This is a genomic window from Mycobacterium colombiense, from assembly GCF_001665835.1.
Lineage (GTDB): Bacteria > Actinomycetota > Actinomycetes > Mycobacteriales > Mycobacteriaceae > Mycobacterium > Mycobacterium colombiense_A.
The window spans coordinates 13,362-39,093 of the sequence record NZ_LZSX01000072.1; the positions used below are offsets into that span (position 1 = coordinate 13,362).

Here is a 25,732-nt window from a genome sequence, read left to right on the forward strand (position 1 = left end):
GGGTATTGGCGTGCTGCGCAATCGGCCACCGGCACTGGACCGCCCATGGCGGCGCCCCGGCGCTCTGCGGTATGCGTTGACCAGGATTCGCGGCGTCGCCAAGCCGCCCGTCACCGTCACCGATCCGCCCGCCGATCTGCGGGTCGAACGTGACGTGGCCGTCACCACGCGGGACGGAACGACCTTGCGGATCAACGTCTTTCGCGAAGATGTCGGGGCCGAAGCGCCCCGGCCGGTCATCCTGAGCATTCACCCGTACGGCAAGGACAACCTGCCGACCCGGCGCGGCACCAAGACGACGTTCTCGGTGCAGTACCGCGTGATACGCCAGCCGCAGCCGGTGGCCTTTTCCACCCTGACCGGCTGGGAGGCACCGGATCCGGCATGGTGGACCGCGCAGGGCTTCGTCGTGGTGAACGCCGACTCGCGCGGCTGCGGCCATTCGGACGGCACCGGGAACCTGCTGTCCCGCCGGGAAGCCGAGGACACCTACGACCTGGTGCAGTGGATCGCCGGACAACCGTGGAGCGACGGGAACGTGGTCATGCTCGGGGTGTCCTACCTGGCGATCAGCCAGTACGCCGTGGCCGCCCTGGCGCCGCCGGCGTTGCGGGCGATCTGCCCGTGGGAAGGGTTCACCGACGCCTACCGCGACCTGATGTTTCCCGGTGGCGTTCACGAGATCGGCTTCAGCCGGTTGTGGTCGCGCAACCTCAGTCGCGACACCCGGCAGAGCTACGACCTGGCGCGGATGCAGGAAGACCACCCGCAGCGCGACGAATTCTGGCGCTCGCTGGCGCCCGACCTGTCGGCGATCAAGGTCCCCATGCTGGTCTGCGGCAGCTTCTCGGACAACAACCTGCACAGCCGCGGTTCGATGCGGGCGTTCGTGCACGGCGGCTCCGACCACGCGCGGCTCTACACCCACCGCGGCGGCAAATGGACGACCTTCTACTCCGACGCGGCGCGCGCCGAGCAGCTGAAGTTCTTTCGCGATGTGCTGGACGGTGCAACGGCCTCGCGCAGTGTGCGCCTGGAAGTGCGTGAGGACCGCGATACCGTCACGGCGGTGCGCGAAGAGGCCGAATGGCCGCTGGCCCGCACGCGTTGGCGCCCACTGTATCTGGGCGATGCCGGCACGCTGGCGGCCGAACAGCCCGCGGCGCCCGGCCACATCGCGTTCGGAACGCGTTCCGGTGCAGCATCTTTCGCCTGGACCGTTGCCGAGGATGTCGAGCTGACCGGCCCGATGGCGGCCCGGCTGTGGGTCGAGCTGAGCGGCTGCGACGACGCGAACCTGTTCGTCGGCGTGGAGAAGTGGCGCGGCGGGCGGTTCGTCGGCTTCGAGGGGTCCTACGGCTACGGCCGCGATCGGGTGACCAGCGGGTGGCAGCGAGTTGCTCTGCGCGCCCTGGACCCCGAGCTGTCCCGGCCGGCCGAACCCGTCATCACCGGCGTCGATCCACGCCCGCTGTCGGCCGGCGAGTTGGCCGCTGTCGAGGTGGAGCTGGGCCCGTCCGCGACGCTGTTCCGCGCCGGCGAGCAGTTGCGGCTGGTGATCGCCGCGCGTTGGTTGTCCCCGAGAAACCCACTCACCGGCCAGTTTCCGGCGTGGTACCAGGGCTCGCCGCGTGGCCGCGTCACGTTGCACTGGGGTCCGCAGCGCGACGCGCACCTGCTGATTCCGGAGATTCCGGGCTAAATCCAGACGCCCTTGCCCACGGCGACGACACCGCCGGCGCTGATCGCGAAGCGCTCGCGGTCCTTTTCCAGATCCACGCCCACCATCTCGCCCGGCCCGACGACGACGTTCTTGTCCAGGATCGCGTGGCGTACCACCGCGCCGCGGCCGACGCGCGCGCCGGGCATGATCACGCTGCCCTCCACGATCGCGCCGTCGTCGACCACCACGTTGGACGAGAGCACCGAGTTGCGCACCGAGGCCGCCGAGATGATGCTGCCCGCGCCCACCACCGACTCCTGCGCGGAACCGCCGTTGACGAACTTGGCCGGCGCCAGATTCTCCGACTCGCCGCGGATCGGCCAGCGCTTGTTGTACAGGTTGAACACCGGATGCACCGACACCAGGTCCATGTGGGCGTCGTAGAACGCGTCCAGCGTTCCGACGTCCCGCCAGTAGGCGCGATCACGATCGGTGGCGCCGGGCACCTCGTTGTCGCTGAAGTCGTACACCGCGGCCATCCCGTCGTCGACCAGTCGCGGGATGATGTCGCCCCCCATGTCGTGATCGGAATGGTCGTCGTCGGCGTCCGCGCGGATCGCGTCGATGAGCACCTTGGTGGTGAAGATGTAGTTGCCCATCGACACGAACGTCTGCTCGGGGTCGTCCGGGGTGCCAGGGGGATCCAGTGGCTTCTCCACGAAATCGTGGATGCGGCCCGACTCGTCGGAGTCGATGCAGCCGAACGCGGTGGCTTCGCGGCGGGGTACCCGGATGCCGGCCACCGTCGCGCCCGCGCCGCTGTCGATGTGGAACCGGACCATCTGCTCGGGGTCCATCCGGTACACGTGGTCGGCACCGAAAACCACGATGTAGTCGGGGTCTTCGTCATAGATCAGGTTGAGCGACTGGTAGATCGCGTCGGCCGAGCCGGTGTACCAGCGGGGCCCGAGGCGCTGCTGGGCGGGCACCGGGGTGATGTACTCACCGGCCAGGCCGGACAACCGCCAGTTCTGCGAAATGTGACGGTCCAGTGAATGCGACTTGTACTGGGTGAGAACGCAGATGCGCAGATACCGCGCATTGACCAGGTTGGACAGGACGAAGTCGATCAGTCGGTAGGCGCCCCCGAAGGGAACCGCGGGCTTGGCGCGGTCCGCGGTCAGCGGATACAGCCGCTTGCCCTCACCGCCGGCCAGGACGATGCCCAGCACGTGTGGCGCTTCCCTCATGCTGTCAAACCTATCGGCCGTTGCGAAGGGCTGCCAGGGGGAAGGGTGATTGGCGAGGTTTCTGTGGGGCTGTCTGTCAAGGTATTTGGCCGCGCACGTCGCGAAGATCGCGCCGGCGGTGTGGCGGAACCCGACTCGCGGCGGGCCCCATCGCCGAACTACCGTTCGGGGTATGCGGGTGGCGATGATGACGCGGGAGTACCCACCAGAGGTCTACGGCGGGGCGGGAGTACACGTCACCGAGCTGGTCGCCCAGCTGCGCCGACTGTGCGCGGTCGACGTGCATTGCATGGGCGCACCGCGCCCGGGCGCCCACGTGCACCAGCCCGACCCGCGGCTGCAGGGCGCCAACGCGGCGATGTCGACCCTGTCGGCCGACCTGATGATGGCCAACGCGGCGTCGGAGGCCAGCGTGGTGCATTCACACACCTGGTACACCGGCATGGCCGGGCATCTGGCCGCACTTCTCTACGGCGTCCCGCATGTCTTGACCGCGCATTCGCTCGAGCCGCTGCGCCCGTGGAAGGCCGAGCAACTCGGTGGGGGCTACCGGATCTCGAGCTGGGTCGAGCAGACCGCGGTGCTGGCCGCGGACGCCGTCATCGCGGTCAGCTCCGCGATGCGTGAGGACGTTCTGCGTGTCTATCCCACACTGGATCCCAGCGCCGTGCACGTCATCCGCAACGGTGTCGACACCGAGGTCTGGTACCCGGCGGGGCCGGTGCAAAGCGGATCGATACTGACCGAACTCGGCGTCGATCCGTCCCGGCCCATTGTGGCGTTCGTGGGCCGGATCACGCGGCAGAAGGGGCTGACGCACCTGGTGGCCGCCGCCCACCGGTTCAGCCCGGAGGCGCAGGTGGTGTTGTGCGCCGGCGCCCCCGACACCCCGGAGATCGCCGAGGAGATCCGCGACGCCGTGGCCGCGCTGTCGCGCAGCCGCACCGGGGTGTTCTGGATCCGGGAGATGCTGCCCATCGGGGAGCTACGCGAAATCCTTTCGGCGGCATCGGTTTTCGTATGCCCATCGGTGTACGAGCCGTTGGGCATCGTGAATTTGGAGGCGATGGCCTGCTCGACGGCGGTGGTTGCCTCCGATGTCGGCGGCATCCCGGAGGTGGTCGCCGACGGGATTACCGGGACGCTGGTGCATTACGACCCGGACGACGCGCAGGGCTATCAGAGCGGATTGGCCGAAGCGGTCAACGAGCTGATCGCCGACCGCGACAAAGCGCAGCGCTGCGGCAAGGCGGGGCGCCAGCGCTGCGTCGGAGAATTCTCCTGGGCCCACGTCGCCGAGCAGACCCTGGAGATCTATCGGAAGGTGTGTGCGTAGCGCCGCCGACATCCGTTCGGCGGCAAGCCCTAGCTGGAGCTCGTGACGCCCTTGAGTTCGTCACCGAGGGCAGCCGCTTCGTCGGGCGTCAGCTCGACGACCAGTCGACCGCCTCCCTCAAGTGGTACCCGCATAACGATGCCGCGCCCCTCCTTTGTTGCTTCCAGAGGACCGTCTCCGGTCCGGGGCTTCATCGCCGCCATCGAGTGCTCCCTCCAGGTTCGAGCTGGCCCGCCCGTGCGGACCTGGTCGGCGCCGAGCATGCCCCGCCAGCGAAATTCAAGCCATACCCGGCATCGAACTGCCTTATCACCCCTCCATTGTTCCCTATCCAGGTCACCACTTGTACAAAGACCCACAACTGTGTGCTCAGCGGGCGGTGGCGGGCACCCAGCAACCGCGAATATGGTCGTCGACCATGCCGGTCGCCTGCATCAGCGCATAGGCGGTGGTCGGGCCGACGAAGCGGAAGCCGCGCCGCTTGAGTTCACGGGCCATGGCCTTCGATTCGTCAGTGGCCGAGGGGATTTGGGACGCGTCGGTCGGCCGGGACCGCGGCGACGGCGCAAATGACCACAGCAGGTCCGCCAGATCCGCCGGAGTTCCCAGTTCAGCGGCGGCCCGGGCGTTGGCGATCGTCGACTCAATCTTGGCGCGGTTGCGCACGATTCCCTGATCCGCCATCAGCCGCTGCACGTCGGCGTCGGTGTACTCGGCGACCTCGGCGATGTCGAACCGGGCGAACGCGCGCCGGAAATTCTCTCGTTTCCGCAGGATGATCAGCCATGACAGGCCACTTTGAAAGGCCTCCAGGCTCATCCGCTCGAACAACGCCACTCCGTCGCGCACCGGCTGGCCCCATTCGCGGTCGTGGTAGTCGCGATAGAGCTCGAAATCCGGTCCGGGTCGCACCGTCGCCCAGCTGCAGCGAACCAGCTCGTCTTCACTCACACTGAGTCCTGACGATCCTCACCGTCGTCCGGTTCCCCGGGTTCGCCCTCGGCCTCCTGCCCGGCGGCCGGCGAGGCGTGCACGGCGGCCAGCTGGCCGCGCAGCGCCTCGAGCTCGCGCGCCAGCCGATCCAGCACCCAGTCCACCTCACTGGTCTTGTAACCGCGCAGGACCTGGGTGAACTTGACGGCGTCGACGTCGGAGCCGGTCACCCCGAACGCGGGCAGTACCGTGGCCGTCGTCCCCCGGGGCAGGGGCGGCAGCTGCTCGCCGCGACCGAACAACAGGCTGGCCGCGCCGAACAGGACGATCGCCACCAGCACCAGGACAACCAGGTACAGCAACACCAACGCCACGTGATCGATACTGCCCTATCCCACCGACACGGCGACGTCCAGCGTGACCGCGCCGGGACCTACCGGGGCCTGAGCACCTGCATCGGCGGCCGGTCCGCCAGCGACACCGGCGAGGTGCGCTGGGTGTAGCCCTGAAAGTCCGAGCCCTCGGGGCCGTCGGCGACGAACTGAGTCAGCCCGACCCCGGAATCCGGGATGCCGCAGCGCGACAGCAGGGTCGCGATGATCTGCCGGCTCATCACGCCCAGCTCGGCCAGTGGCCGGTTGCGGTGCGCGCGCACCCCCAGGTTGACCTGGGCGATCGCGTCCAGGCCCAGCCGGTCGAACGTGTCGACCAGCAGGCCGATCTCCACGCCGTAGCCCGGCGCGAACGGCACCGACGTCAGCAGTTCCCTGCTGGCCGCGTACTCGCCGCCCAGTGGCTGCACCACGCAGCCCAGCTCCGGACGCAGCGCCGCAAGCAACGGCCGGGCCACCAGCTCGGTGACCCGTCCACCGCCGGTGGCACTGACATCGCAGCCGACGTCGCCGACGTCGCTGAGCTCGCTGCCCCGCAGCGGCCGCCGGTAGAAGCTTTTGACCAGGTGAATGCCGTCGCCGGTGAGCAGCGGGCCGACCAGCCATGGCACGAACATCGGGTGCGGGTTGATCAGGTCGGAGTCGACGAACACCACGATGTCGCCGCTGGTGGCCGCCAGCGAGCGCCACAACGCCTCGCCCTTTCCGGGGCGTATCGGCACCTCGGGCAGGGCCTGCTCGCGACTGACGACGCGGGCGCCCGCGGCGACGGCCCGGATCTCGGTGTCGTCGGTGGAGCCCGAATCCAGCACGATGAGCTCGTCGACCAGCCCATCGACCAGCGGCGAGATGCTTTCGATCACCGACTCGATGGTTTCTTCCTCGTTGAGGGCCGGCAACACCACCGAGATGGTCCGCCCGGCCTTCGCGGCTTCGAGCTCGGCGATGGTCCAGCCCGGCCGGTTCCGCCTGTCGTCGGCCAGCCACACGTCGCCGGGCCGGGCGGCAAGCACCCTGTCCTTGGCGAGATCACCGGCGAACAGATCCGATGCGGTCATGCCAGCCCCCTCACCGTGCGCGCCGGCGGGCGGGTGCCCTGGATCGAGGCCACCATTTCCAGCACCCGGCGGGTGGCCGCGACCTGGTGCACGCGGAACATCCGCGCGCCCGCGGCGGCGGCCAGGGCGGTGGCGGCCAGCGTTCCCTCGAGCCGCTCGGTCAATTCCACACCCAGAGTCTCCCCGACGAAGTCCTTGTTACTCAAAGCCATGAGCACGGGCCACCCGGTGTTAACAAGATCGCCCACGTGGCGCAACAACAGCAGCCCGTGGAAGGTGTTCTTGCCGAAGTCGTGGGTGGGATCGATCAGTACCCGGTCGCGGGCCACCCCGCACGCCACCGCCCGCTCGGCGGCGGTGGTGACCTGGGCGATGACGTCGTCGACCACGCCGCGGGTGGTGGTTCCGTAGTTCACCCGGAAGGGGCGCGTGCGCGGCAGCGCGTTGCCGGTGTGCGAACACACCAGGCCCGCCCCGAATTCGGCGGCCACCTCCGGTAGCGCCGGGTCGATGCCGCCCCAGGTGTCGTTGATCAGGTCCGCGCCGGCCGCGCAGGCCACCTTGGCCACCTCCGAGCGCCAGGTATCGGCGCTGATCAGCTGGTCCGGATAGGCGTCACGGAGCCATTCGATGAACGGCACCAGCCGGGCGATCTCGGTGTCGGCGTCGACCTGTTGACCGGGGCCGGCCTTGACGCCGCCGACGTCGATGACGTCGGCGCCGTCGGCGACGGCCTGGTGCACGGCCGCCCTGGCGGCCTCGTCGCTGAAGGTCGCACCCTTGTCATAGAACGAGTCCGGGGTGCGGTTGATGATCGCCATGATCAGCGCACGATCACCCGCGACCGGGCGGCCGCACAGCATCGATTGGCCGGCGGAGGCCGGCGGTGTCGATTGGCCGGCGGAGGCCGGCGGTGTCAAGTGCACACGTACATGGTGCCCGGTCTCCGCCGCGCGCGCGGCCCGGGGACCGGAGTCGGCGGCCGCGGTCACCGCGTGGCGGCCGGGACGGGCCGCGGGTGGCCGCGGCTTAAGGGCGCTTGCCCTCGGCCACCTCGTCGGGGTACTCGTCGTAGTAGGGCACGTAGCCCTCGTCGCGCCCGGCCAGAACGTACAGCGGGTCCTCCACGTCCGAGCCGTAGGCCTGATCGCGCAGCTCCACCTTGCGGCTCTTGAACGTCGTGGTCTGCTCGATGGAGTCCACCACCCGCACGAACAGCGGCAGCGCGTAGACGGGCAGCTGGTCGTACACGGAGCGGGCCAGCGACTGCCCGTCGAACTCGGCGCCGCCGCGCAGCTTGACCGCGGCCATCCCGGCGCGGCCGCCGGTGCGCGGCACCTCGACCCCGAATACCGTGCAGTCCTCGACGGAGTCGTCGGACGCCAGCGCCGCCTCGACCTGCGTGGTGGCCACATTCTCGCCCTTCCACCGGAAGGTGTCGCCGAGCCGGTCGACGAACGCGGCGTGCCCCATGCCCTGCGGGCTCATCACGTCACCGGTGTTGAACCAGCAGTCGCCCTCACGAAAGGCGTTGCGCACCAACTTCTTTTCGCTCGACTCCTTGTCGGTGTAGCCGTCGAACGGCTGCAGCCGGTTGACCGGGCTGAGCAACAACCCGGGCTCGCCGGCCGGCACGCGGCGGACCCGCCCGTTGTCGTCCCGCAGCGGAGCGCCGGTGTCGGGGTCGTACTCGACGTAGGCCAGCGGCATCGGGAAGACGCCGGTGGAGCGGGGCACGTTGAAGATGTTGATGAACGCCGCGTTGCCTTCGCTGGAGGCATAGAACTCGCAGACGCGGGCGATGCCGAATCGCTTGGTGAACTCGTCCCAGATCTCCGGGCGCAGCCCGTTTCCGGCGATCAACCGCACCTTGTGTGCGCGGTCGGTCGGCTTGGCCGGCTGGTTGAGCAGGTACCGGCACACCTCGCCGATGTAGATGAACGCGGTCGCATCGTTGGCGATCACCTCGTCCCAGAACTTCGACGCCGAGAACGACTTGCCCAGCGCCAGCGTCGCCCCCGAGTTGATCACCGACGACAGCGCCACCGTCAGCGCGTTGTTGTGGTACAGCGGCAGGCAGCAGTACAGCGTGTCGGAGCTCTTGAGCCGCAACCCGATCCCGCCGAACGCCGCGAGCGCCTTGAGCCACCGCAGGTGCGTCATGACGCTCGCCTTCGGGAATCCCGTTGTGCCCGAGGTGAAGATGTAGAACGCGGTGTCCCTGGCGTGCACGGCCGACGCCGAGGCGGGGTTGGTGGCCGGCGCACTCACCGCGAACCGCTCCAGGTCCTCGACGGTCAGCGTCTGCGTGCTGCCCGAGCCGCCGCACTCGGCCACGGCGCTGACCAGATCGGCCTCGGCGATGAGCACCTTGGCATCCAGCAGGCCGAGGCTGTGCGCGAGCACCTCGCCGCGCTGGTGGTAGTTGAGCATGCCGGCGACCGCGCCGCATTTGACCGCGGCCAGCATGGCCAGCACGGTGTTGGGCGAGTTGCGCAGCATGATGGCGACGACGTCGCCCTGGCCGACGCCGCGCGCGGCCAGCACGGCGGCGTACCTGTTGGCGGCCGCGTTGGCGTCGCGGTAGGTCAGTTGCTGATCGCCCATGCGCAGGAAGATCCGGTCGCCGTAGCGGGCGGCCCGCTCCTGGAACACCGTGCCGATCGATTTCTTGGAGCCCGGCTGGGCCAGCAACCCGGTCATCGCGCCGCGCACGATCACCGGCAGGTCGGCCAGCACGGCCGGCGCCCGAAATGCGATGTCGGTCAGTTTGACCGCCGTGCGCGCTCCCCCGTCACGATCGGACACGTAATCCCCTCGATTCGTTTCCAAAGTCAAGCTCGGCGGACAGCCTAGTAGGAGTGGCAAACCCGTCGGCGACCTCAGCCGGGTGCGCACGCTTCCAGCGCCGCACTCACCTTGTCGACCAGCACCAACCGGTCCATCGCCACCTGGGAGATGTAACCGCTGTCCAGCAGTCCGCACAACCAGATCCACAGCCCTTCGTAGTGACCGAAGGGATCCAGCAACACGATGGGTTTGTCGTGCAGACCGAGGAAGGCCGTCGTCCATGCGTCAAGCAACTCGTCGAGGGTGCCGAGGCCACCCGGCAGCACGACGAACGCGTCGGCGCGGTCTTCCATGAGCTGCTTGCGCTCGTGCATGGTGTCGCTGACGATCAGCTCGTCGGCGTCCGCGTCGGCAACCTCGCGGCGCATCAGGATCTTGGGGATGACGCCGACGGTCCGGCCGCCGCGGGCGCGAGCCGCGCTCGCCACCGCGCCCATCGCCGACACCCGGCCCCCACCCCACACCAGTGTCCAGCCGCGCTCGGCGATCGCCTCGCCGAGTTCCGCAGCGACGCCGAGCAATTCGGGATGCTGCGGCCCGGATGCGCAAAACACACACACCGACCACTCGCCTGATGAACCGCGTTGGCCGGGCATATCCGCCAAAGGTAGACCAACGGCATACGGCCCGTCATATCTGGGGCTTTCGCCCTGCGGCCCCGCTCTCGCACCATAAAATTCGGCAGTGCCGATTCGATGGAACGTCCCCCAGCATGCGACGGCCTCAGAGCGGCTCGATGCGGCGCTGGCCGACGGCGCGCGGGGGGCGGTGGTGCTGGGACCCGACGGCGTCGGCAAATCCACGCTGGCGAGGATGGCGGCGGAGCGGTTCGCCGACCGGCACCCGAACACGCTCGTCCGCTGGGTCACCGGCACCCCGACCGAACGCGCCGTCCCGTTCGGGGCGTTCAGCCATCTGGTGCAGATCGCCGACCTCGGCAAGCCGGCCGCACTGTTGCGGGCCGCCCGGGCATCGCTGGGCGGCGACAACCTCCTGCTGATCGTCGACGATGCCCAACACCTGGACGTGCTGTCGGCCACGCTGGTCTACCAGCTGGCGCGCGACGGCGCGGGACGGCTCATCGTCACCGCGCAAGCCGACTCCGCCCCCGAGGCGATCGCGGCGCTGTGGAGCGACGGCCTGCTCACCCGGATCGACATCGAGCCGCCCGGCGGGGCGACCGCGCCGGCGGAGATCAACACGTTCCTCGCCGAGCTCCCCACGGCGGCGCGGTCGGTGCTGGAGTATCTCGCCGTCGCCGAGCCGCTCTCGGTCGCCGACCTGACCGCGCTCGCCGGCGACGGCGCGGTGGCCGAGGCGGTGACGTGGGGCGCCGCCGAGACCCGGGAGCGGGGTGGGTCGTCGGACGACCCGGTCGTCTATACGGCCCACCCGCTGTTCGCCGAGCGGACGCGGGCCGCGCTCGACCCCGAAGACGCCCGGCAACGACGCACCGACCTGGTCGGGCTGCTGTCGCAGCGGCCGTCCGAGCACCTCAGTGACCGGTTGCGGCTGGTGTCGCTGGCGCTGGACAGCGACGCTCCCCCGCGGGTCGCCGACGTCGTCGCCGCCGCCCAGCAGGCGCTCCGGCTGGGCGACCTGGCCCTGGGCGAACGGCTGGCCCGGTCGGCACTGCAGCGGTCCGGCGGGCTGGCGGCGCGGCTGGCGCTGGCGCACGCCCTGGCGTGGCGGGGCCGCGGCCGGGAGGCCGATTCGGTGCTGGCCGACGTCGACTCCACCGCGTTGACCGAAGCGGCGCTGATGGACTGGGCCCTGCTGCGGGCGGCGAACCAGTTCTGGATGCTGAGCGAACCCGAGCGCGCCACCGCGTTCCTGCGGACCGTGCGCGGTCGGGTCACCGATACCGGGCCGCGGACCACCCTGGACGCGCTGAGCGCGACCTTCGCGATGAACGCGGGCAACGTCGGGCACGCCATGAAGGTTGCCGGCGACGTCCTCGCATCGCCGGCGGCCGACGACCAGGCGGTGGCCTGGGCCGCCAGCGCCGGCGCATTGTGCGCGGCGCGCGAGGGCCGCTTCGAGAACGTCGAGCCGCTGGCGCAGCGCGCCCTGGCCGCCGAACACCCCGGGCTGCTGCGCTTCACCATCGGGCTGGGTCAGACCACCGCGCTGTTGATGGCCGGCCAACCCGACCAAGCCCGCCGGCTCGCTCAGCAGTTCACCGACTTCGCCGAGCTGCAACAGCCGGGCCGCGCCATCGGCGAGGTGCTGCTGGCCCATGTGCTGATCGCCGGCGGTGAATTCGCCTCTGCGGCAGCATTATTGGCTCCGGCGGCCGCCACCCTGGAGCGCACCGGTTACTCGTGGGGTCCGCTGTCGCTGACGCTGCTGGCCACCGCGCTGGCCCAGCAGGGCGACACCGCCGCCGCGGCAAAGGCGTTGAGCAGGGCCGAATCCCGGCACGGCACCAAGTCGGCGCTGTTCGCGCCCGAGCTCGGGGTGGCGCGGGCGTGGCGGCTGGCCCTGGTGCGCGACACGCACGGGGCGGTGGCCGCCGCGCGCGACGCCGCCCGGATGGCCGAACGCGGCGGCCAGCGGGGCGTGGCGGTGCGCGTCTGGCACGAGGCCGTGCGGCTCGGCGACACCCGGGCCGCCGAGCCCCTGGCCCGGCTCTGCGCCGAGATCGACTGCGTCGCAGGAAGAATCGCGCTAACCCATGCCCGTGCGCTGGCCGCCGGCGATGACGCGGGTCTGCGGGCGGTGTCGGACGAGCTGACCTCGATCGGCATGCATGCGGCCGCCGCCGACGCCGCCGCGCAGGCGCAGCGGTGCGGGGCCGGGACGGCTTAGCCGCTCAGGTAACCGCGCAGCACGTCCACCGCGGCGGTGATGTCGGCGACCGCGACCCGCTCGTCGCGCTTGTGCGCCAGATTGGGGTCACCCGGCCCGAAGTTGACCGCCGGTATGCCCAGCGCGGCGAACCGTGCCACGTCGGTCCAGCCGTACTTGGCCCGGACGTTGCCGCCGGCCGCCTCGACCAGGGCCTTGGCGGCGGGCTGGGACAGCCCGGGCAGCGCGCCGGCCGCCGCGTCGGTCTGTTCGATGTGCACGTCGAGTCCGGCGAGCACATCATGCACGTGTTGCAGCGCCTCGGGCAGCGACCGGTCGGGGGCGAAACGGAAGTTGACCGTCACCGCGGCCGCGTCGGGAATGACGTTGCCCGCCACGCCGCCGTCGATGCGCACGGCGGACAGGCCCTCACGGTAGACGCAGCCGTCGATGTCGACGCTGCGCGCCTGGTACCCGGCCAGCCGCTCCAGCACGGCACCGAGCTTGTGAATCGCGTTGTCGCCCAACCAGGATCGCGCCGAATGCGCACGGGTCCCGCTGGCGCTGACCACCACGCGCAGGGTGCCCTGGCAGCCGGCCTCGATGTAGCCGCCGGTGGGCTCGCCCAGAATGGCCACGTCGGCGGCCAGCCAGTTCGGCAGCTCGCGTTCGATGCGGCCCAATCCGTTTGCCGCGGCGTCGATTTCCTCGCAGTCGTACATCACCAGCGTGAGGTCGTGCACGGGGTCGGCGACGGTCGCGGCGAGGTGCAGAAAGACCGCGTCCCCGGATTTCATGTCCGCCGTGCCGCAGCCGTACAGGTCGCCGCCCTCGCGGCGGCTGGGCAGGTTTCCGGCCACCGGCACGGTGTCCAGGTGCCCGGCCAGCAGGACCCGCGACGGCCGCCGGTGGTTGGTGCGTGCCAGCACGGCGTTGCCGTTGCGAACGATCTCGAACCCGGTGGTCTCGGCGCGCAGCGCGGACTCGACCTCGTCGGCCAGCCGCGCTTCGTCCCTTGATTCACTGGGGATGTCGACCAGCGCGGCGGTCAGCGCGATCGGATCCCCGCGTAAGTCCAGCACGGTCCAACGATAGCGAGTGGCCAAGCGCGGCGAACCGCGGAACGCGGCGTGGCCTAGACGAGCAACCGCGTGGGCATCACCTTGGGTTTGACGCCGTAGCGCGGCCCCATGCCGTAGCCGCCGCCCCGCCCTGCCGACGCGACCGCCGGCATGCCGGACGCCCACGTGGTGTGCGGGTCTTCGACAGGGGCGGTCCACCCCGTGCCCGCGACGGTCGCGGCGGGAACCCGGGGGGTGGCCGCCGACCACGCGGCGGGCGTCGACAGTCCGCCGACCGGGGCCGCCGAGCCCACGCTCGCCAGCACCGGGGCGGCGCCCACGCCCGCGGTGCTGACCGGGGCAGCCGCGGCCACCAGGGCGCCACCGCCGGCCGCGCCTCCCACACTGCCGGCCACGCTGCCGGAAGCCGCGACGTCCAGGGTGTGGTTGTACAGGATGTTGGACACGATGGTGTTGAACACATTCCAGGACACCACGTCGAAACCCGCGTTGCCGACGTTGGACACCACGGGGTCGCCGAGCACGGTGTCCAATGCGGTCCCCGCCGCGCTCGCCCCTGGCAATGCGGCGGGCGCGGCGGCCGGCGCGGCGAACGACTGCACGGCGTTGGGCACGTTGGAGACGACCCCCCGCAGCCCACTCGTCTGCGCGGCCGTGGCCGCGTCTGCACGCCCAGCCCACCCGGACTGTTGGTGGGCGCCGGTGACGTCAACGGGCTCAGCCGGGCCGCGGCGGCGGACGACGCGGCGTAGCCATACATCGCCGCGGCGTCCTGGGCCCACATCTCGCCGTACTGCGCCTCGGTGGCCGCGATGGCCGCGGTGTTCTGGCCCAGGACGTTCGTCGCGACCAGAGACGCGAGCTGGGCCCGGTTGGCTGCGACCAGTGGCGGCGGCACCGTCATCGCGAAGGCCGCCTCGTAGGCGGCCGCCGACGCCATGGCCTGAGAGGCCGCCTGTTGCAGCTGGGCCGCGGTGGTGTGCATCCACATCACGTACGGCTGGACGGCGGTGACCATCGCGACCGAGGACGGACCCATCCACTCCTCGCCGGTCAGATTCGAAATCGCCGACTGGCTGGCCGCGGCGGTGGTACTCAGTTCGTCGGCCAGGGCGCTGAACGCCGCCGCGGCGGCCATCATCGGCGCGGCCCCGGCGCCGGTGTACATGCGCAGGGAGTTGACCTCTGGGGGCAGTGCTCCGAAGTCGAAAGTCATTGCGGGACTCCTGTTCTCAGTTTTTGGGTGTTCTCAGTTTTTGGGGTTGTCAGACGGCAGGTGTGGGCATCACGACGGGCTTGACGCCGTAGCGGGGTGCGCCCAGGCCGTAACCCCCGCGCCCGGTGGTGGCCATCGATGGCAGGCCGCCTGGGATGGTGGTCATCGACGCGTTGTGGGGTGCGGCGCTGGTGAAGCCCGCCCCCGTCAGCGTCGCGGCGGTGGGAGTCACCGCGGGCACACCGCTCGCGGCCCAACTGGGCGGCACCGACAGCGCACCGATCGAGGGACCCTGGCCGACGCTCGCCAGCACCGGCGCCCCACCCACGCCCGCGGGGATGGCCGGAGCGGGCGCGCTCGCCGGAGTTGCCGCACCGACATCACCCGTCAAATTCGGGATCCCGGCCGCGCCGGGGACGGGAGCGAATTGCCCCTCGCCCAAGGTGATGAAGTCCGAGGCGGCGGCGCCGACGTTCTGCCCCCACTCGATGGTGGTGCCGAGGGCAGCGTCCCCGGGCGGTGGGTCGGCGGCAGCGGCGGCCGGTGCGGCGGCGGGAAGCGCCGCGGCGCTGGTGGTGACCTTGTTCGCAGCTTCCGTCGTTCCATACGAACCGGCGTTGCTGCCGAGGTTGTTCACCAGTGTCTGGTGAACAGCCTTCGCCTGGGCGCTGACCTGCTGGTACCACGCGCCGTAGGCCGAGAATTGCGCGGCCTGCAACGCGGACACCTCGTCGGCGGCGGCGGGGGCGATGCTCGTGGTGGGAGCCGCGGCCGCGGCGTCCTGGGCGGCCATCGAAGAGCCGAGGCCTTCGAGGGTGCTCGCCGCGAGCAGCAGCGCCTCGGGCCGGGTGGTGACAAAGGACATGTTCTTCTCCTCGGGCAATCAGGCGGCCGCAACGGACCGGCGACGAAGGGGCCTGCGACGAGGCCAGAAAACGGCCCCTGGACCCCCGGAAGCTGCGTACCCGAAACGGTGAAATTCACGCCTTGACCTGCTACGACTGACCAAGCCGAACGCCCGCTGACCCGCAGCACCGGCCCTGGTGTGCCGGATTATGTTGCCCGCGTTGACCTTTGGATGCCGCAGGGCATGCGCGGCCGGTGCCGCCGCCGCTTCCGCTTGGCGTTCCCTCGCAGGGCGCTCGGATCCGGGCCGGGCCCAGGAAGTAACCTGACCGCCGTGACTGGAGCTGCAGGTATCGGGCTGGCAACGCTGGCCGCCGACGGATCGATCCTCGACACGTGGTTTCCCGCACCGGAACTGACCGAATCGGGCACCAGCGCGACATCGCGGCTGGCGCTGTCCGACGTTCCTCCGGAGCTGACCGCGCTAATCGGCCGCGACGACGACCGCGGCACCGAGACCGTCGCCGTACGCACGGTCATCGGCTCACTGGACAACGTGGCCGCCGACGCCTACGACGCCTATCTGCGATTGCATCTGCTCTCGCACCGGCTGGTGGCGCCGCATGGGCTGAACGCCGGCGGCTTATTCGGGGTATTGACCAATGTCGTCTGGACTAACCGGGGGCCGTGCGCCGTCGAGGGCTTCGAGGCGGTCCGGGCCCGGCTACGGCGCCACGGACCGGTGACGGTCTACGGCGTCGACAAGTTCCCGCGCATGGTCGACTACGTGCTGCCGACCGGGGTGCGCATCGCCGACGCCGACCGGGTGCGCCTGGGCGCCCACCTGGCCCCGGGCACGACGGTGATGCACGAGGGATTCGTTAACTACAACGCCGGCACGCTGGGGGCGTCGATGGTGGAGGGACGCATCTCCGCCGGCGTGGTGGTGGGCGACGGCTCCGACATCGGCGGTGGCGCCTCGATCATGGGCACGCTGTCCGGGGGTGGCAGCGAGGTGATCTCGATCGGCAAGCGCTGCCTGCTCGGCGCCAACGCGGGCCTGGGCATCTCACTTGGCGACGACTGCGTCGTCGAGGCGGGCCTGTATGTCACCGCGGGCACCAAAGTCATTACGCCCGAAGGCAAAACGCTGAAGGCCCTGGAGCTGTCCGGCGGCAACAACCTGTTATTCCGCCGCAATTCGGTGAGCGGGGCGGTGGAAGTGGTGGCCCGCGGCGGGCAGGGCATCGCCCTCAACGAGGACCTGCACGCCAACTGAGGGTGCGCCTATAGATCGGCGGGGACCCGCTCGTCGACGGCGGCGGTCTGCAGCACGGTCCCCCTGGTTTCGGGCAGCAGCGAGACGGACACGAAGCTGGTCACCACGAGGGTCGCCATCATGAGCCCGATCGCCCAGCTGCCGTAGGTCGCCAGCAGGGTGCCCGCCAGCAGCGGCGGCACCGCGGCGCCGAGGATGCCGGCCAGGTTCATCGCCACCGCCGCGCCGCTGTACCGGTAGCGCGTGGCGAACAGCTCGGGAACGAAGGCACCCGTGGGGCCGTTGGCCACCGCCGCGCAGGCGAACATGCCGAGGACGGCGACCGCGTACATGACCGGGTTGCCGGTATCCATCAGCGGGATGACCACGAACGCCCATGGCAGGCACGCCGCCAGCCCGCACAGCATCACCCGGCGACGCCCGACGCGGTCGGACAGCCACGCCCCGAACGAGACGAACGCGATGCTCGTCAGCCCGGCCAGGGCGCCGACGCCCCAGATGAAGCTGCGCGAGTAGCCCAGGTGGGAGTGGGCGTACATGACCAGGAAGGTGTTGCCCAGGTAGACGAAGCCCATGCCACCCAGGAAGCAGCCCGCGACCAGCACGATCTCCCGTCGCTGGAGGCGGACCAGCTCTGCCAGCGGCGCTTTGGGCACCAGGTTACGGGCCTTCTCCTCGACGAACAGCGGGGTTTCGTCGATGTTGAGCCGCACATAGAGGGCGATGGCGATCAGCCCGCTGCTGATCAGGAAGGGCACCCGCCAGCCCCAGTCCAGGAACGCGCGGCTGCTCTCGCCCACGGTGAGGCTGACGGCGAGGAAGGTCAGGCTGGCGAGGATGCCGGCCGTGCCGCCGCCCAGCGAGGTGAACATGCCGTACCAGCCGCGCTTGCCGGGGGGCGCGTATTCGGCGCTGAGCAGGACGGACCCCGCCCATTCGCCGCCGACCGCGAAGCCTTGCAGCAGCCGCAGGACGATGAGGATCAGCGGCGCCGCGACCCCGATCGATGCAGTGTCGGGGACCAGGCCCACGCTGACCGTCGATGCGCCCATGATCAGCAGGGTGGCCACGAGCGTCTTCTTGCGGCCCAGCCGGTCGCCGAAGTAGCCGAAGACGGCCGCCCCCAGCGGGCGGGACAGGAACGCCGTCGCGAACGTCGCCATCGAGGCGATGGTGGCCACCGTCGGGCCCAGGTGCGGAAAGAAGACCGCGGGAAACACCAGCGCCGCCGCGGTCCCGTAGATCAGGAAGTCGTAGAACTCGATGGCCGAGCCCACCAGGCAGGCCATCGCGATCCGCCGCATGGGGGTAGGGGCAGCGGCGTCGCCCACGGGCCGAGCGGGGTCACCCATGGCGGCCGTTCGCCGTCCGGTTACATCGATGCACGGTTACGACGGTAGGTGAAGCTTCGCGGCCACGCTCGGCGCTGGAGCTGGCAAATTGCTGCGTGTCTCGGCACTCGGCTGACCAGCTGCTACCCCGTTGAGCGACCGCTCAACCGTCGGTCAGCAGCCGCTTTTTGAGCACCTTGCCCATGGCGTTGCGCGGCAGCGCGTCCACGATGCGCACCTCGCGCGGCCGCTTGTGCACCGAAAGCTCCTGGGCGACATAGTCGATCAGCGCGTCGCCGTCGGCCGATCCGACGACGAACGCGACGATGCGCTGACCCAGGTCCGCATCGGGCATCCCGACCACCGCCGCCTCCTGGACGCCCGGATGCCCGAGCAGCACCGTTTCGATCTCGCCCGCGCCGATGCGGTAGCCGCCGGACTTGATCAGGTCGACCGACTCGCGCCCGACGATGCGGTGCATCCCGTCGGCGTCGATCACCGCGACGTCGCCGGTGCGGTACCAGCCGTCGGAGTCGAACGCCTCGGCGGTGGCGTCCGGCCGGTTCAGGTAGCCGTCGAACATCATCGGCCCCCGCACGTGCAGCTTCCCGACGGTCTCGCCGTCGTGCGGCACCAGCCCGCCGTCGTCGCCGAGCACCCGGGTCTGCACACCGGTGAGCGGCAGGCCCACCCAGCCCGGGCGCCGCTCGCCGTCAGCCCGGGTGGACAGCGTGATCAGCGATTCCGACGCGCCGTAGCGTTCGATGGGCTGGTGTCCGGTGAGCCCGGCCAGCCGGTCGAACACCGGAACCGGCAGCGGTGCGCTGCCGGAGACCAGGAGCCGTGCCGGGCGCAGCGCCCGGGCGGCCGCGTCGTCGTCCACCACCCGTGACCACACCGTGGGCACCCCGAAAAACAGCGTGCCGCCGTGGTCGGTAGCGGCCTGCGCGTAGCCCTGCGGCGTCGGCTTGCCGGTGTGGATGAAGCGGTTTCCGATCCGCAGCGAGCCGAGCAGGCCCAGCACCAGGCCGTGCACGTGAAAGAGCGGCAAGCCGTGCACCAAGACGTCATCGGCCGTCCACTGCCAGGCTTCCGCGAGGGCGTCGAGGTCGGCCGCGATCGCGCGTCGGCTCAGCACCACGCCTTTGGGCAGCCCGGTGGTCCCGGAGGTGTAGATGATCATCGCGGTGGCGTCGGGCGACGGCTCGGCGTAGCGGTGCCAGGAGCGGGCGTGCAACCGCACCGGGATGTGCGGCAGCCCCTCCGGCTCGTCGGGCATCGGCCCGAGCCAGGCTTTGACTCCGGAATCGGTGAGCATGTGCCGGCGTTCGGCCGCGCCGACGTCGGCGGGCACCGGGACGAAGGGCACCCCGGCGATCAAGCACCCGGTGACGGCCAGCGCCGTCGCGGCGGTCGGGGCGGCCAGGATGGCGACGCGGCCGGCTCCGCCCAGCCGTTCGGCCACCGACGTCGCGGCGCCGGCCAGGTCGCTGCGGCTGAGCACGGTGCCGTCGATGCGCACCGCGTCGGCGACATCGGTGGCGGTCGGGACCGAAGGATCAAGCGACGCCAGCAGCACGTCAGCAGGCTACCCGGCGCCGGAGAAGGTCAGCCCTTCTCGTCCCAGATCTTCATCAGGGTGGACAGGATCTCCTCGCCGCGGCCCAGCCCGGCGAGGTGGCTTTCGCCGGGCAGCACGAACAGCTCGCAGTCGGGCAGCAACGAAACCACGTGCTGGCCATGGGCGAACGGCACGATGTGGTCGCTGTCGCCGTGCCACCAGCGCACCGGGACCTTGACCTCGTCGAGCCGGAATCCCCAGTCCCGGGTGAACAGGATGATGTCGTTGAAGGGGGCCGCCAGCTGCTTGCGGCTGCCGTTGAGCAGGTCGTCGAGGAACATCGCCCCGAACTCGGGCCGGGTGAGCAGGCGCCGGTCGGCCTCCGGCGACACCGCGGCATACAGATACAGCGCGGTGCTCGCGACCGGTCGGATTGCCCGGACCATCAGGCTCGCACCGATCCGCAGCGGGTCCCCGCCGAGCTGCAGCAGCGGCGCCACCCGTTTGCCCAGGTTCATCAGGCCGCTGGTGATGCCTTCGTCGCCGAGGAACGGCGCGACGCCGCCGAGCACGCCGGCCGCGACCACCCGATCGGACAGCACCGCGGCCGAGGCGAGTGCGTACGGACCGCCGCCGGACAGGCCGATGACGGCCATCTTGTCGATGCCGAGCGTGCCCGCGATGGTCCGCAGGTCCTCGGCGAATGCCCGGATGTTCTCGTAGCGGTGGGGGGTCGACGAGCCGATCCCGGGGCGGTCCAGCCCGATCAGCCGGATCTTGTGGTTCTCGGCGTACAGGCGGGCTTCGGTGGGAATCTGGCGGCGGGCACCGGGGGTGCCGTGCAGCCAGAAGACGGCCCGGCCCTGCGGATCGCCGAACTCGGCGAAGCCGATCTGGCGGTCCTCGCCGACGGCGACGTTTCCTTCGAGTTTGGGGCGGGCGATCTCGATGACCATGTCGAGCAGCTTGGCATGAGACGAGCGGCTTACAAAAGGGCGGCTAGGTGTTAAGCACGCGTTCGCCGATCACCCGCTGGTCGCGCAGGTCGGTCACCTCCGCCTCGGACAAGCCCAGCTCGCGCAGGACCTCGTCGTTGTGCTGGCCGAGTGTCGGCGGGGCGGTGCGGTGGTGGTGGCGCGGTCCGGGCGTGATGCGGAAGGGCCAGCCGGGGTAGCGGTGCGGCCCGGTGATCCGGTGTTCGAACTCCTCGTAGTATCCGCGCGCGTCGAGCTGGGCCCCGATGAATTCGGGGTCATACATCTGGTCTCCGGTGATCACCCGCTCGGCCGCGATCCCCTGCGCCTGAAGGGAGTCGACGATCGCCGCGGCGTCCTGCGTGCGCGTCCAGGCGGCGACGAGCTCGTCGAAGGCGTCGTGGTCGATCGGCTGATCGGGAACCGACAGCGCCACCCACACGTCATCCTCGTTCGTCGGATAGACGCCCTGCAGGCAGCCGCGCCGGCGGCTGCCCTCGCGCGGGCGCACGACGCCGTTCATCGAGTACTCGATCACCGGTTCGGCGGTGACCGCGGCGGCGACCTCGATCTGGGCTATCTCGATGAGTTGGCCGGCGCCAGTGCGGTTGCGGTGCTCGAGCGCGGCCAGCAGCGCGACCCCGGCATGCACGCCGACGATCGGATCGGCGGGACCCTGCGGGTTGCACGGCGGGCCGTCGGGATAGCCGGTGACCGCCGACATTCCGGAGGTCTGCTCGAAGTTCAGCGCCCAGCCGACATAGTCGCGCCACGGGCCGTGCAGGCCGTAGCCGGGCATCCGCACCACGATCACGTCGGGGTTCAGCGCTGTCAGCGAGTCGTAGTCCAGACCGAAGTTTTCGACGACGCGCGGCGAGAAGTTCTCCACCACCACGTCGGCCTCGGCGGCCAGCCGCCGCGCCAGGTCGAGGCCCCGCGCCGACGTCAGGTCCAGCGTGAGGTCGCGCTTGTTGAGGTTGGTGCCCTGCCAAATGGGGCTGCGCTCGTACCAGTCGTCGCCCTCGTAGGCGAACGCCCCCGAGTAGCGGTGCCCGTCGGGCCGCTGGATCGACTCGACCTTGACGATGTCGGCGCCGAACGCCCCGAGGTAGCAGGTCAGATACGCGCCGGCCCAGAACGTGGTCAAATCGAGCACCCGCATCCCGGTGAAGGGCAGCGGCCCAGCCGATTGCTGAAGCGCTCGGCCGTCGCCGGTCCACGCCGTCGGCTGCCCTCCCAGCGGCGGCGCCGGACGGGGTTGAGCCACAGGGGTTTTCGAGAACCGGAACGGCGGTCCGGGACGCCGGAACGGCCCGGCTTCGGTGAAGAACCCCCGCTCGGCGTATTGCGGGCAATCGAGCACGGTGGCGCCGTCGTTGACCGGCGCCGCCGGAATCCGCAGCGCCTGAGCGAGTTCCACGATCTCGGCGACGGTCTGACCGGCGAGCACCGGCTCGGCCTTGGCGAAGAAGTCGTCGCGCTCCGGGCCACCCATCATGATCGCGAGCTGATGCTCGCCGAACTCGGGCAGGCCGAGCATCGCGCAGACGTCGAGCCAGTGCTGGCCCGTCAGGCAGTTGATGCCCACCCAGCCGTCGGCGGCCCGGACGACACCCAGCATCGGCCCCGACCGCAGGTTGGCGGGCAGGCCCAGCCGTCGCATCCGTTGCGCCATCAACATCGGATACGGCAACGTCGACAGCAACGATTCCAGTTGCGAGACATCCACTTCGGCGACGCGGCCGTCGGGTCGCGACCGCAGGGCGGTCAGCGCACCCAGCGCGCCGTAGGCGCCGGCGACGTACTCGGGGATCCGGGCGCCGACCTGAACCGGTGGGCGCTCGGGATCCCGGGAGCTGATCCAGCCCGATGCCGCCTGCAGGGTCAGCGGTGTGGCCCGGCGACGACGGAACGGTCCGGACTGACCGAACCCAGAGATGCGTAGTAACACTAGGTTTGGGTTGACCCGCTGCAGGTCATCACCCCCGAGCCCGCACCTCTCCAGCGTTCCGGGTTCGGAATCGTCGATCAGCAGGTGCGCCCGGGCGACGAGTTCACGCGCGGCCGCGAGGTCGTCGGCCGCCGAGAGATCAAGCGTGGCAGCGTCTTTTCCGGCGTTCAGGTACTCGAAGAGGCCCGACCGATCCGGGTCGACGACTCCCGAGGCGAACGGGCCCCAGCGCCGCAGCGGGTCTCCGGTGGGCGGCTCGATCTTGATGACCTCGGCGCCCAGGTCGACAAGAAGCTTTGCCGCGTAGGGACCCGAGATCTCACTGGCGATTTCGACGACGTGCAGCCCCGCGAGGGGTCCCGTCACGCGGGAACCCCGATTGCCATCGGTTCCATGTACTGGTGCAGCCCGCCGATTCCGCCGCCCTCCCGGCCCAGCCCGCTGAGCTTGAAGCCGCCGAACGGCGCGCCGCCGGGGCTGATGCCGTTGACCGCAATCTGGCCGGTGCGGATGCGGCGCGCCACGCTGACGGCGCGGTCCACGTCGTCACCCCACACCGCACCGGAGAGCCCGTATTGCGAGTTGTTTGCGATGGCGACGGCGTCGTCGTCGTCGCGGTAGCGCAGCACGGTCAACACCGGACCGAACACTTCCTCTTGCGCGATAGTCGAATTCGGCTCCACCCCGGACAGGATCGTCGGTTCGACGTAGTAGCCGACGTCCAGGCCGGCCGGCCGGCCGCCGCCGGTCACCAGCTTGGCCCCGTCGCTGCGCGCGCCGGCGATGTGCGCCTCGACCCGGTCGCGTTGCGCCGCGCTGATCAGCGGACCCATCTGCACATCGGGATCGGTGGGGTCGCCCACCTTGACCTCGCGGGCCAATGCTGCCAGCCGATCGACGACATCGTCGTGCAGCGAATCGGGCAACAGCAGCCGGCTGTGCAGGATGCAGGCCTGTCCGGCATGTAGCGAACAGGATTGGAACAGCATCTGTTCCAGCATCTCGTCGGTAACGACGGCGTCGTCGAGGACGATGCTGGCCGACTTTCCACCCAGCTCCAACAGGATTCGCTTCATGGTGTCGCCGGCGGCGGACATCACCTGGCGGCCCACGACCGAGCTGCCGGTGAAGCTCACCATATCGATGCGCGGATCGGTGGTCAGCAGCTTGGCCGCCTCGACGCCCGAGGGCGTCACCACGTTGACCACCCCCGGTGGGATGTCGGTGTGCTCGTCGATGAGCCGCGCCAGCGCCAGCCCGGCCAGCGGTGTCAGCGGAGAGGGCTTGAGCACGACCGTATTGCCCGCGGCCAGGGCATGATTCAGCTTCATGACGTTGAGGCAGTGCGGGAAGTTCCACGGCGTGAGCACCGATACGACGCCCAGCGGCGCGTGCCGCAGCAACGTGGTTCCGGCGCTGATGCCGGCGACCTCCTGGTCGGCCAGCTGGGTCGCGAGCTGGGCGGCGTGCATGGACATGAACCCGGTGCCATCGATCTGCATGATGCGCTCGTTGGCGATGCAGCCCCACTCGGCCTGGGACAGCGCGAAGAAGTCGTCGGCGTGCTTGGTCAGCGCCTCGCCCAGCTGGTTCAGGCACCCGGCACGCTGCTCGGCGGACATCGTGCCCCATGGTCCGCTGTCGAATGCGCGGCGCGCGGCCGCGATCGCGTCGTCAACCTGCGCGACGCTCGCGTCGGGTGCGGTGGCGATGACGGCCTCGGTGGACGGGGACAGGTCGTCGTAGCGACCGTCCTGCGGCTCGACCCAATGGCCGTCGATGTAGAGCTGGTAGGTCTGGACAAGAGCGGGCGAATCGGCCATGTTGCTTCCTCCGGTCATCTGATCACTTGGTGTACACCCCCTTGTGTCCGCCGTCAATCATCAATTGCGTGTGAAAACCAAGCTATTCCATTATTTTGGTGTCGTATTGACAGCACGCGGCGACGCGGAGTAGACACAGTCGGCAGACAGATTGCACCAATCTGTCGGATCGGGTGTCCTGCGAGAGGGGCTTGCCGTGCAGACTCATCCACCACTGCGCTCGCCCAGCTTCCCGCTGCACTCCCCCGACTTCTACGCCGGTGACCCGTATCCCGCCTACCGGGAGCTGCGCGCGACGGCGCCGGTGTGCTGGAACGACGTCACCAACTTCTGGGCGCTGCTCAAGTACGAGGACATCCGGTTCGTGTCGAGCAACCCGGCGCTGTTCACCTCCACCCAGGGCATCACGATCCCCGATCCGCAGATGCCCAACCCGGTGCAGCAGGGGAGCCTGATCTTCACCGACCCGCCGCGGCACCGGCAGATGCGCAAGCTGATCAACTCCGGATTCACCCGCCGTCGTGTTTCGGTGCTCGAGCCGAAGATCCGCGAGATTGTGCGCGGCATTCTCGACGGCGTCGAACCCGGCTCCGTGCACGAGTTCGCCGAACAGATCGCCGCTCCCCTGCCCACCCGGATGATCGCCGAACTGATCGGCGCCCCGCCCGACGACTGGGAGCAGTTCCGGGCGTGGTCGGATGCGGCCACCGGCACGGCCGATCCGGAGATCGAGCTCGACCCGGCGGTGGCGGCCGGGCAACTCTACGAGTACTTCCAGAAGTTGATCGCGGCTCGCCGCGTGCAACCGCGGGACGACCTGCTCTCGGTCCTGGCCGAGGCCGAGATCGACGAACACCGGCTAGACGATGAAGACCTGCTCAACTTCGCCTTCCTGCTGCTGGTGGCCGGCAACGAGACCACCCGCAACCTCATCGCGCTGGGAACGCTGGCGTTGATCGCGAATCCCGACCAATACCGCCTGCTCGCCGAGGATCCCGCCCGCATCCCCCTCGCGGTCGAGGAGATGTTGCGGTGGAACAGTCCCGTGGTGCACATGGCCCGCACCGCGACAGCCGACATCGAGCTCCGCGGTCAGCGGATCCGCGCCGGTGAGGTGGTGGTGATGCTCTACGGATCGGCCAACCGGGACGAGGACGTGTTCGGCCCCGACTCCGAGGAGTTCGACGTGACCCGTCACCCGAACCCGCACATCGCCTTCGGCTGTGGCGAACATTCTTGTGTGGGCGCACAATTGGCGCGACTGGAGGCGACGGTGCTCTTCGAAGAGCTGCTGCGCCGGTTTCCGCGCATGGAGCTGGTGGGCGAGGTGGATCGGATGCGGGCCACCATGGTGCCCGGGGTGAAGCGCATGCCGGTGCGGATGGGGGCCTGAGCCG

Annotated in this window: 20 protein-coding genes and 1 pseudogene; 5 read left to right on the forward strand and 16 right to left on the reverse strand. The window is 70.0% G+C overall.

Features of this window, described 5'->3' with window-relative positions; all coding sequences use genetic code 11:
- The first annotated feature begins 10 nt into the window (after window positions 1-10).
- Entirely contained in the window at window positions 11-1,702 is a 1,692-nt protein-coding gene (locus A5760_RS14050; RefSeq protein WP_064881716.1) for a CocE/NonD family hydrolase, read from the forward strand.
- Here A5760_RS14050 and glgC read toward each other — a convergent pair.
- Window positions 1,699-2,913: a glucose-1-phosphate adenylyltransferase gene (glgC, locus tag A5760_RS14055; RefSeq protein ID WP_064881718.1), complete on the reverse strand. Its 1,215-nt coding sequence runs from the start codon at window positions 2,911-2,913 to the stop codon at window positions 1,699-1,701. The two genes, A5760_RS14050 and glgC, sit on opposite strands and share 4 nt — an antisense overlap.
- Window positions 2,914-3,085: 172 nt before the next feature.
- Here glgC and glgA point away from each other — a divergent pair, with 172 nt between their 5' ends.
- Window positions 3,086-4,249, forward strand: a complete 1,164-nt coding sequence (gene glgA / locus A5760_RS14060) for a glycogen synthase (RefSeq protein ID WP_064881720.1) — start codon at window positions 3,086-3,088, stop codon at window positions 4,247-4,249.
- Window positions 4,250-4,278: 29 nt separating this feature from the next.
- Here glgA and A5760_RS14065 read toward each other — a convergent pair whose 3' ends face one another.
- The 7 genes from A5760_RS14065 to A5760_RS14095 form a co-directional block, all read right to left on the reverse strand.
- The gene (locus A5760_RS14065) at window positions 4,279-4,452 is read right to left on the reverse strand and encodes a DUF3117 domain-containing protein (protein ID WP_003878471.1); all 174 of its coding nucleotides are present in this window, start codon (window positions 4,450-4,452) and stop codon (window positions 4,279-4,281) included.
- A 166-nt stretch (window positions 4,453-4,618) separates the two neighbouring features.
- A complete protein-coding gene (locus tag A5760_RS14070) occupies window positions 4,619-5,200 on the reverse strand; it encodes a DNA-3-methyladenine glycosylase I (RefSeq protein WP_064881722.1) in 582 nt (193 codons plus the stop codon).
- On the reverse strand, window positions 5,197-5,556 hold the full coding sequence (locus A5760_RS14075) for a DivIVA domain-containing protein (RefSeq protein WP_064881724.1): 360 nt from the start codon (window positions 5,554-5,556) through the stop codon (window positions 5,197-5,199). The genes A5760_RS14070 and A5760_RS14075 overlap by 4 nt, the downstream gene beginning before the upstream one ends.
- 59 nt (window positions 5,557-5,615) lie before the next feature.
- Window positions 5,616-6,632, reverse strand: a complete 1,017-nt coding sequence (locus A5760_RS14080; RefSeq protein ID WP_064881726.1) for a glucosyl-3-phosphoglycerate synthase — start codon at window positions 6,630-6,632, stop codon at window positions 5,616-5,618.
- Window positions 6,629-7,495 carry a dihydropteroate synthase gene (folP, locus tag A5760_RS14085; RefSeq protein ID WP_064881729.1) on the reverse strand — a complete coding sequence of 289 codons (867 nt, stop codon included), beginning with the start codon at window positions 7,493-7,495 and terminating at the stop codon, window positions 6,629-6,631. The genes A5760_RS14080 and folP overlap by 4 nt, the downstream gene beginning before the upstream one ends.
- Before the next feature lie 166 nt (window positions 7,496-7,661).
- Window positions 7,662-9,440 (reverse strand): long-chain-acyl-CoA synthetase FadD6, encoded by a 1,779-nt coding sequence (gene fadD6 / locus A5760_RS14090; RefSeq protein WP_064881731.1) that lies wholly within the window; start codon window positions 9,438-9,440, stop codon window positions 7,662-7,664.
- Between the two features lie 74 nt (window positions 9,441-9,514).
- Window positions 9,515-10,078, reverse strand: coding sequence for a TIGR00730 family Rossman fold protein (locus tag A5760_RS14095; protein ID WP_064881733.1), 564 nt, complete (start codon window positions 10,076-10,078; stop codon window positions 9,515-9,517).
- Between the two features lie 88 nt (window positions 10,079-10,166).
- Between A5760_RS14095 and A5760_RS14100 the strand changes: the two genes are divergently transcribed.
- Window positions 10,167-12,293 carry an AAA family ATPase gene (locus A5760_RS14100; protein ID WP_064881735.1) on the forward strand — a complete coding sequence of 709 codons (2,127 nt, stop codon included), beginning with the start codon at window positions 10,167-10,169 and terminating at the stop codon, window positions 12,291-12,293.
- Here the strand turns inward: A5760_RS14100 and dapE are convergent.
- From dapE to A5760_RS14115, 3 genes and pseudogenes are all read right to left on the reverse strand, one after another.
- Window positions 12,290-13,354: a succinyl-diaminopimelate desuccinylase gene (dapE, locus tag A5760_RS14105; RefSeq protein ID WP_064881737.1), complete on the reverse strand. Its 1,065-nt coding sequence runs from the start codon at window positions 13,352-13,354 to the stop codon at window positions 12,290-12,292. The genes A5760_RS14100 and dapE overlap by 4 nt on opposite strands.
- A gap of 53 nt (window positions 13,355-13,407) precedes the next feature.
- Window positions 13,408-14,570: pseudogene (locus A5760_RS14110) on the reverse strand (PPE family protein).
- Between the two features lie 49 nt (window positions 14,571-14,619).
- Entirely contained in the window at window positions 14,620-15,435 is an 816-nt protein-coding gene (locus A5760_RS14115) for a PPE family protein, SVP subgroup (RefSeq protein WP_064881976.1), read from the reverse strand.
- Window positions 15,436-15,741: 306 nt separating this feature from the next.
- Between A5760_RS14115 and dapD the strand changes: the two genes are divergently transcribed.
- The gene (dapD, locus tag A5760_RS14120; protein WP_155764338.1) at window positions 15,742-16,695 is read left to right on the forward strand and encodes a 2,3,4,5-tetrahydropyridine-2,6-dicarboxylate N-succinyltransferase; all 954 of its coding nucleotides are present in this window, start codon (window positions 15,742-15,744) and stop codon (window positions 16,693-16,695) included.
- 8 nt (window positions 16,696-16,703) lie between these two features.
- On the opposite strand, the gene A5760_RS14125 is transcribed toward dapD, so the two are convergent.
- From A5760_RS14125 to A5760_RS14145, 5 genes are all read right to left on the reverse strand, one after another.
- Window positions 16,704-17,999, reverse strand: coding sequence for an MFS transporter (locus A5760_RS14125; RefSeq protein ID WP_064881742.1), 1,296 nt, complete (start codon window positions 17,997-17,999; stop codon window positions 16,704-16,706).
- Window positions 18,000-18,189: 190 nt separating this feature from the next.
- Window positions 18,190-19,605: an acyl-CoA synthetase gene (locus A5760_RS14130; RefSeq protein WP_064881744.1), complete on the reverse strand. Its 1,416-nt coding sequence runs from the start codon at window positions 19,603-19,605 to the stop codon at window positions 18,190-18,192.
- 29 nt (window positions 19,606-19,634) lie between these two features.
- Window positions 19,635-20,543 (reverse strand): alpha/beta fold hydrolase, encoded by a 909-nt coding sequence (locus tag A5760_RS14135; RefSeq protein WP_064881746.1) that lies wholly within the window; start codon window positions 20,541-20,543, stop codon window positions 19,635-19,637.
- Between the two features lie 43 nt (window positions 20,544-20,586).
- Entirely contained in the window at window positions 20,587-22,878 is a 2,292-nt protein-coding gene (locus tag A5760_RS14140; RefSeq protein WP_064881748.1) for a CaiB/BaiF CoA transferase family protein, read from the reverse strand.
- Window positions 22,875-24,335 (reverse strand): aldehyde dehydrogenase family protein, encoded by a 1,461-nt coding sequence (locus A5760_RS14145; protein ID WP_064881979.1) that lies wholly within the window; start codon window positions 24,333-24,335, stop codon window positions 22,875-22,877. The genes A5760_RS14140 and A5760_RS14145 overlap by 4 nt, the downstream gene beginning before the upstream one ends.
- A gap of 196 nt (window positions 24,336-24,531) precedes the next feature.
- Between A5760_RS14145 and A5760_RS14150 the strand changes: the two genes are divergently transcribed.
- Entirely contained in the window at window positions 24,532-25,728 is a 1,197-nt protein-coding gene (locus A5760_RS14150) for a cytochrome P450 (RefSeq protein ID WP_064881750.1), read from the forward strand.
- Window positions 25,729-25,732: the final 4 nt, after the last annotated feature.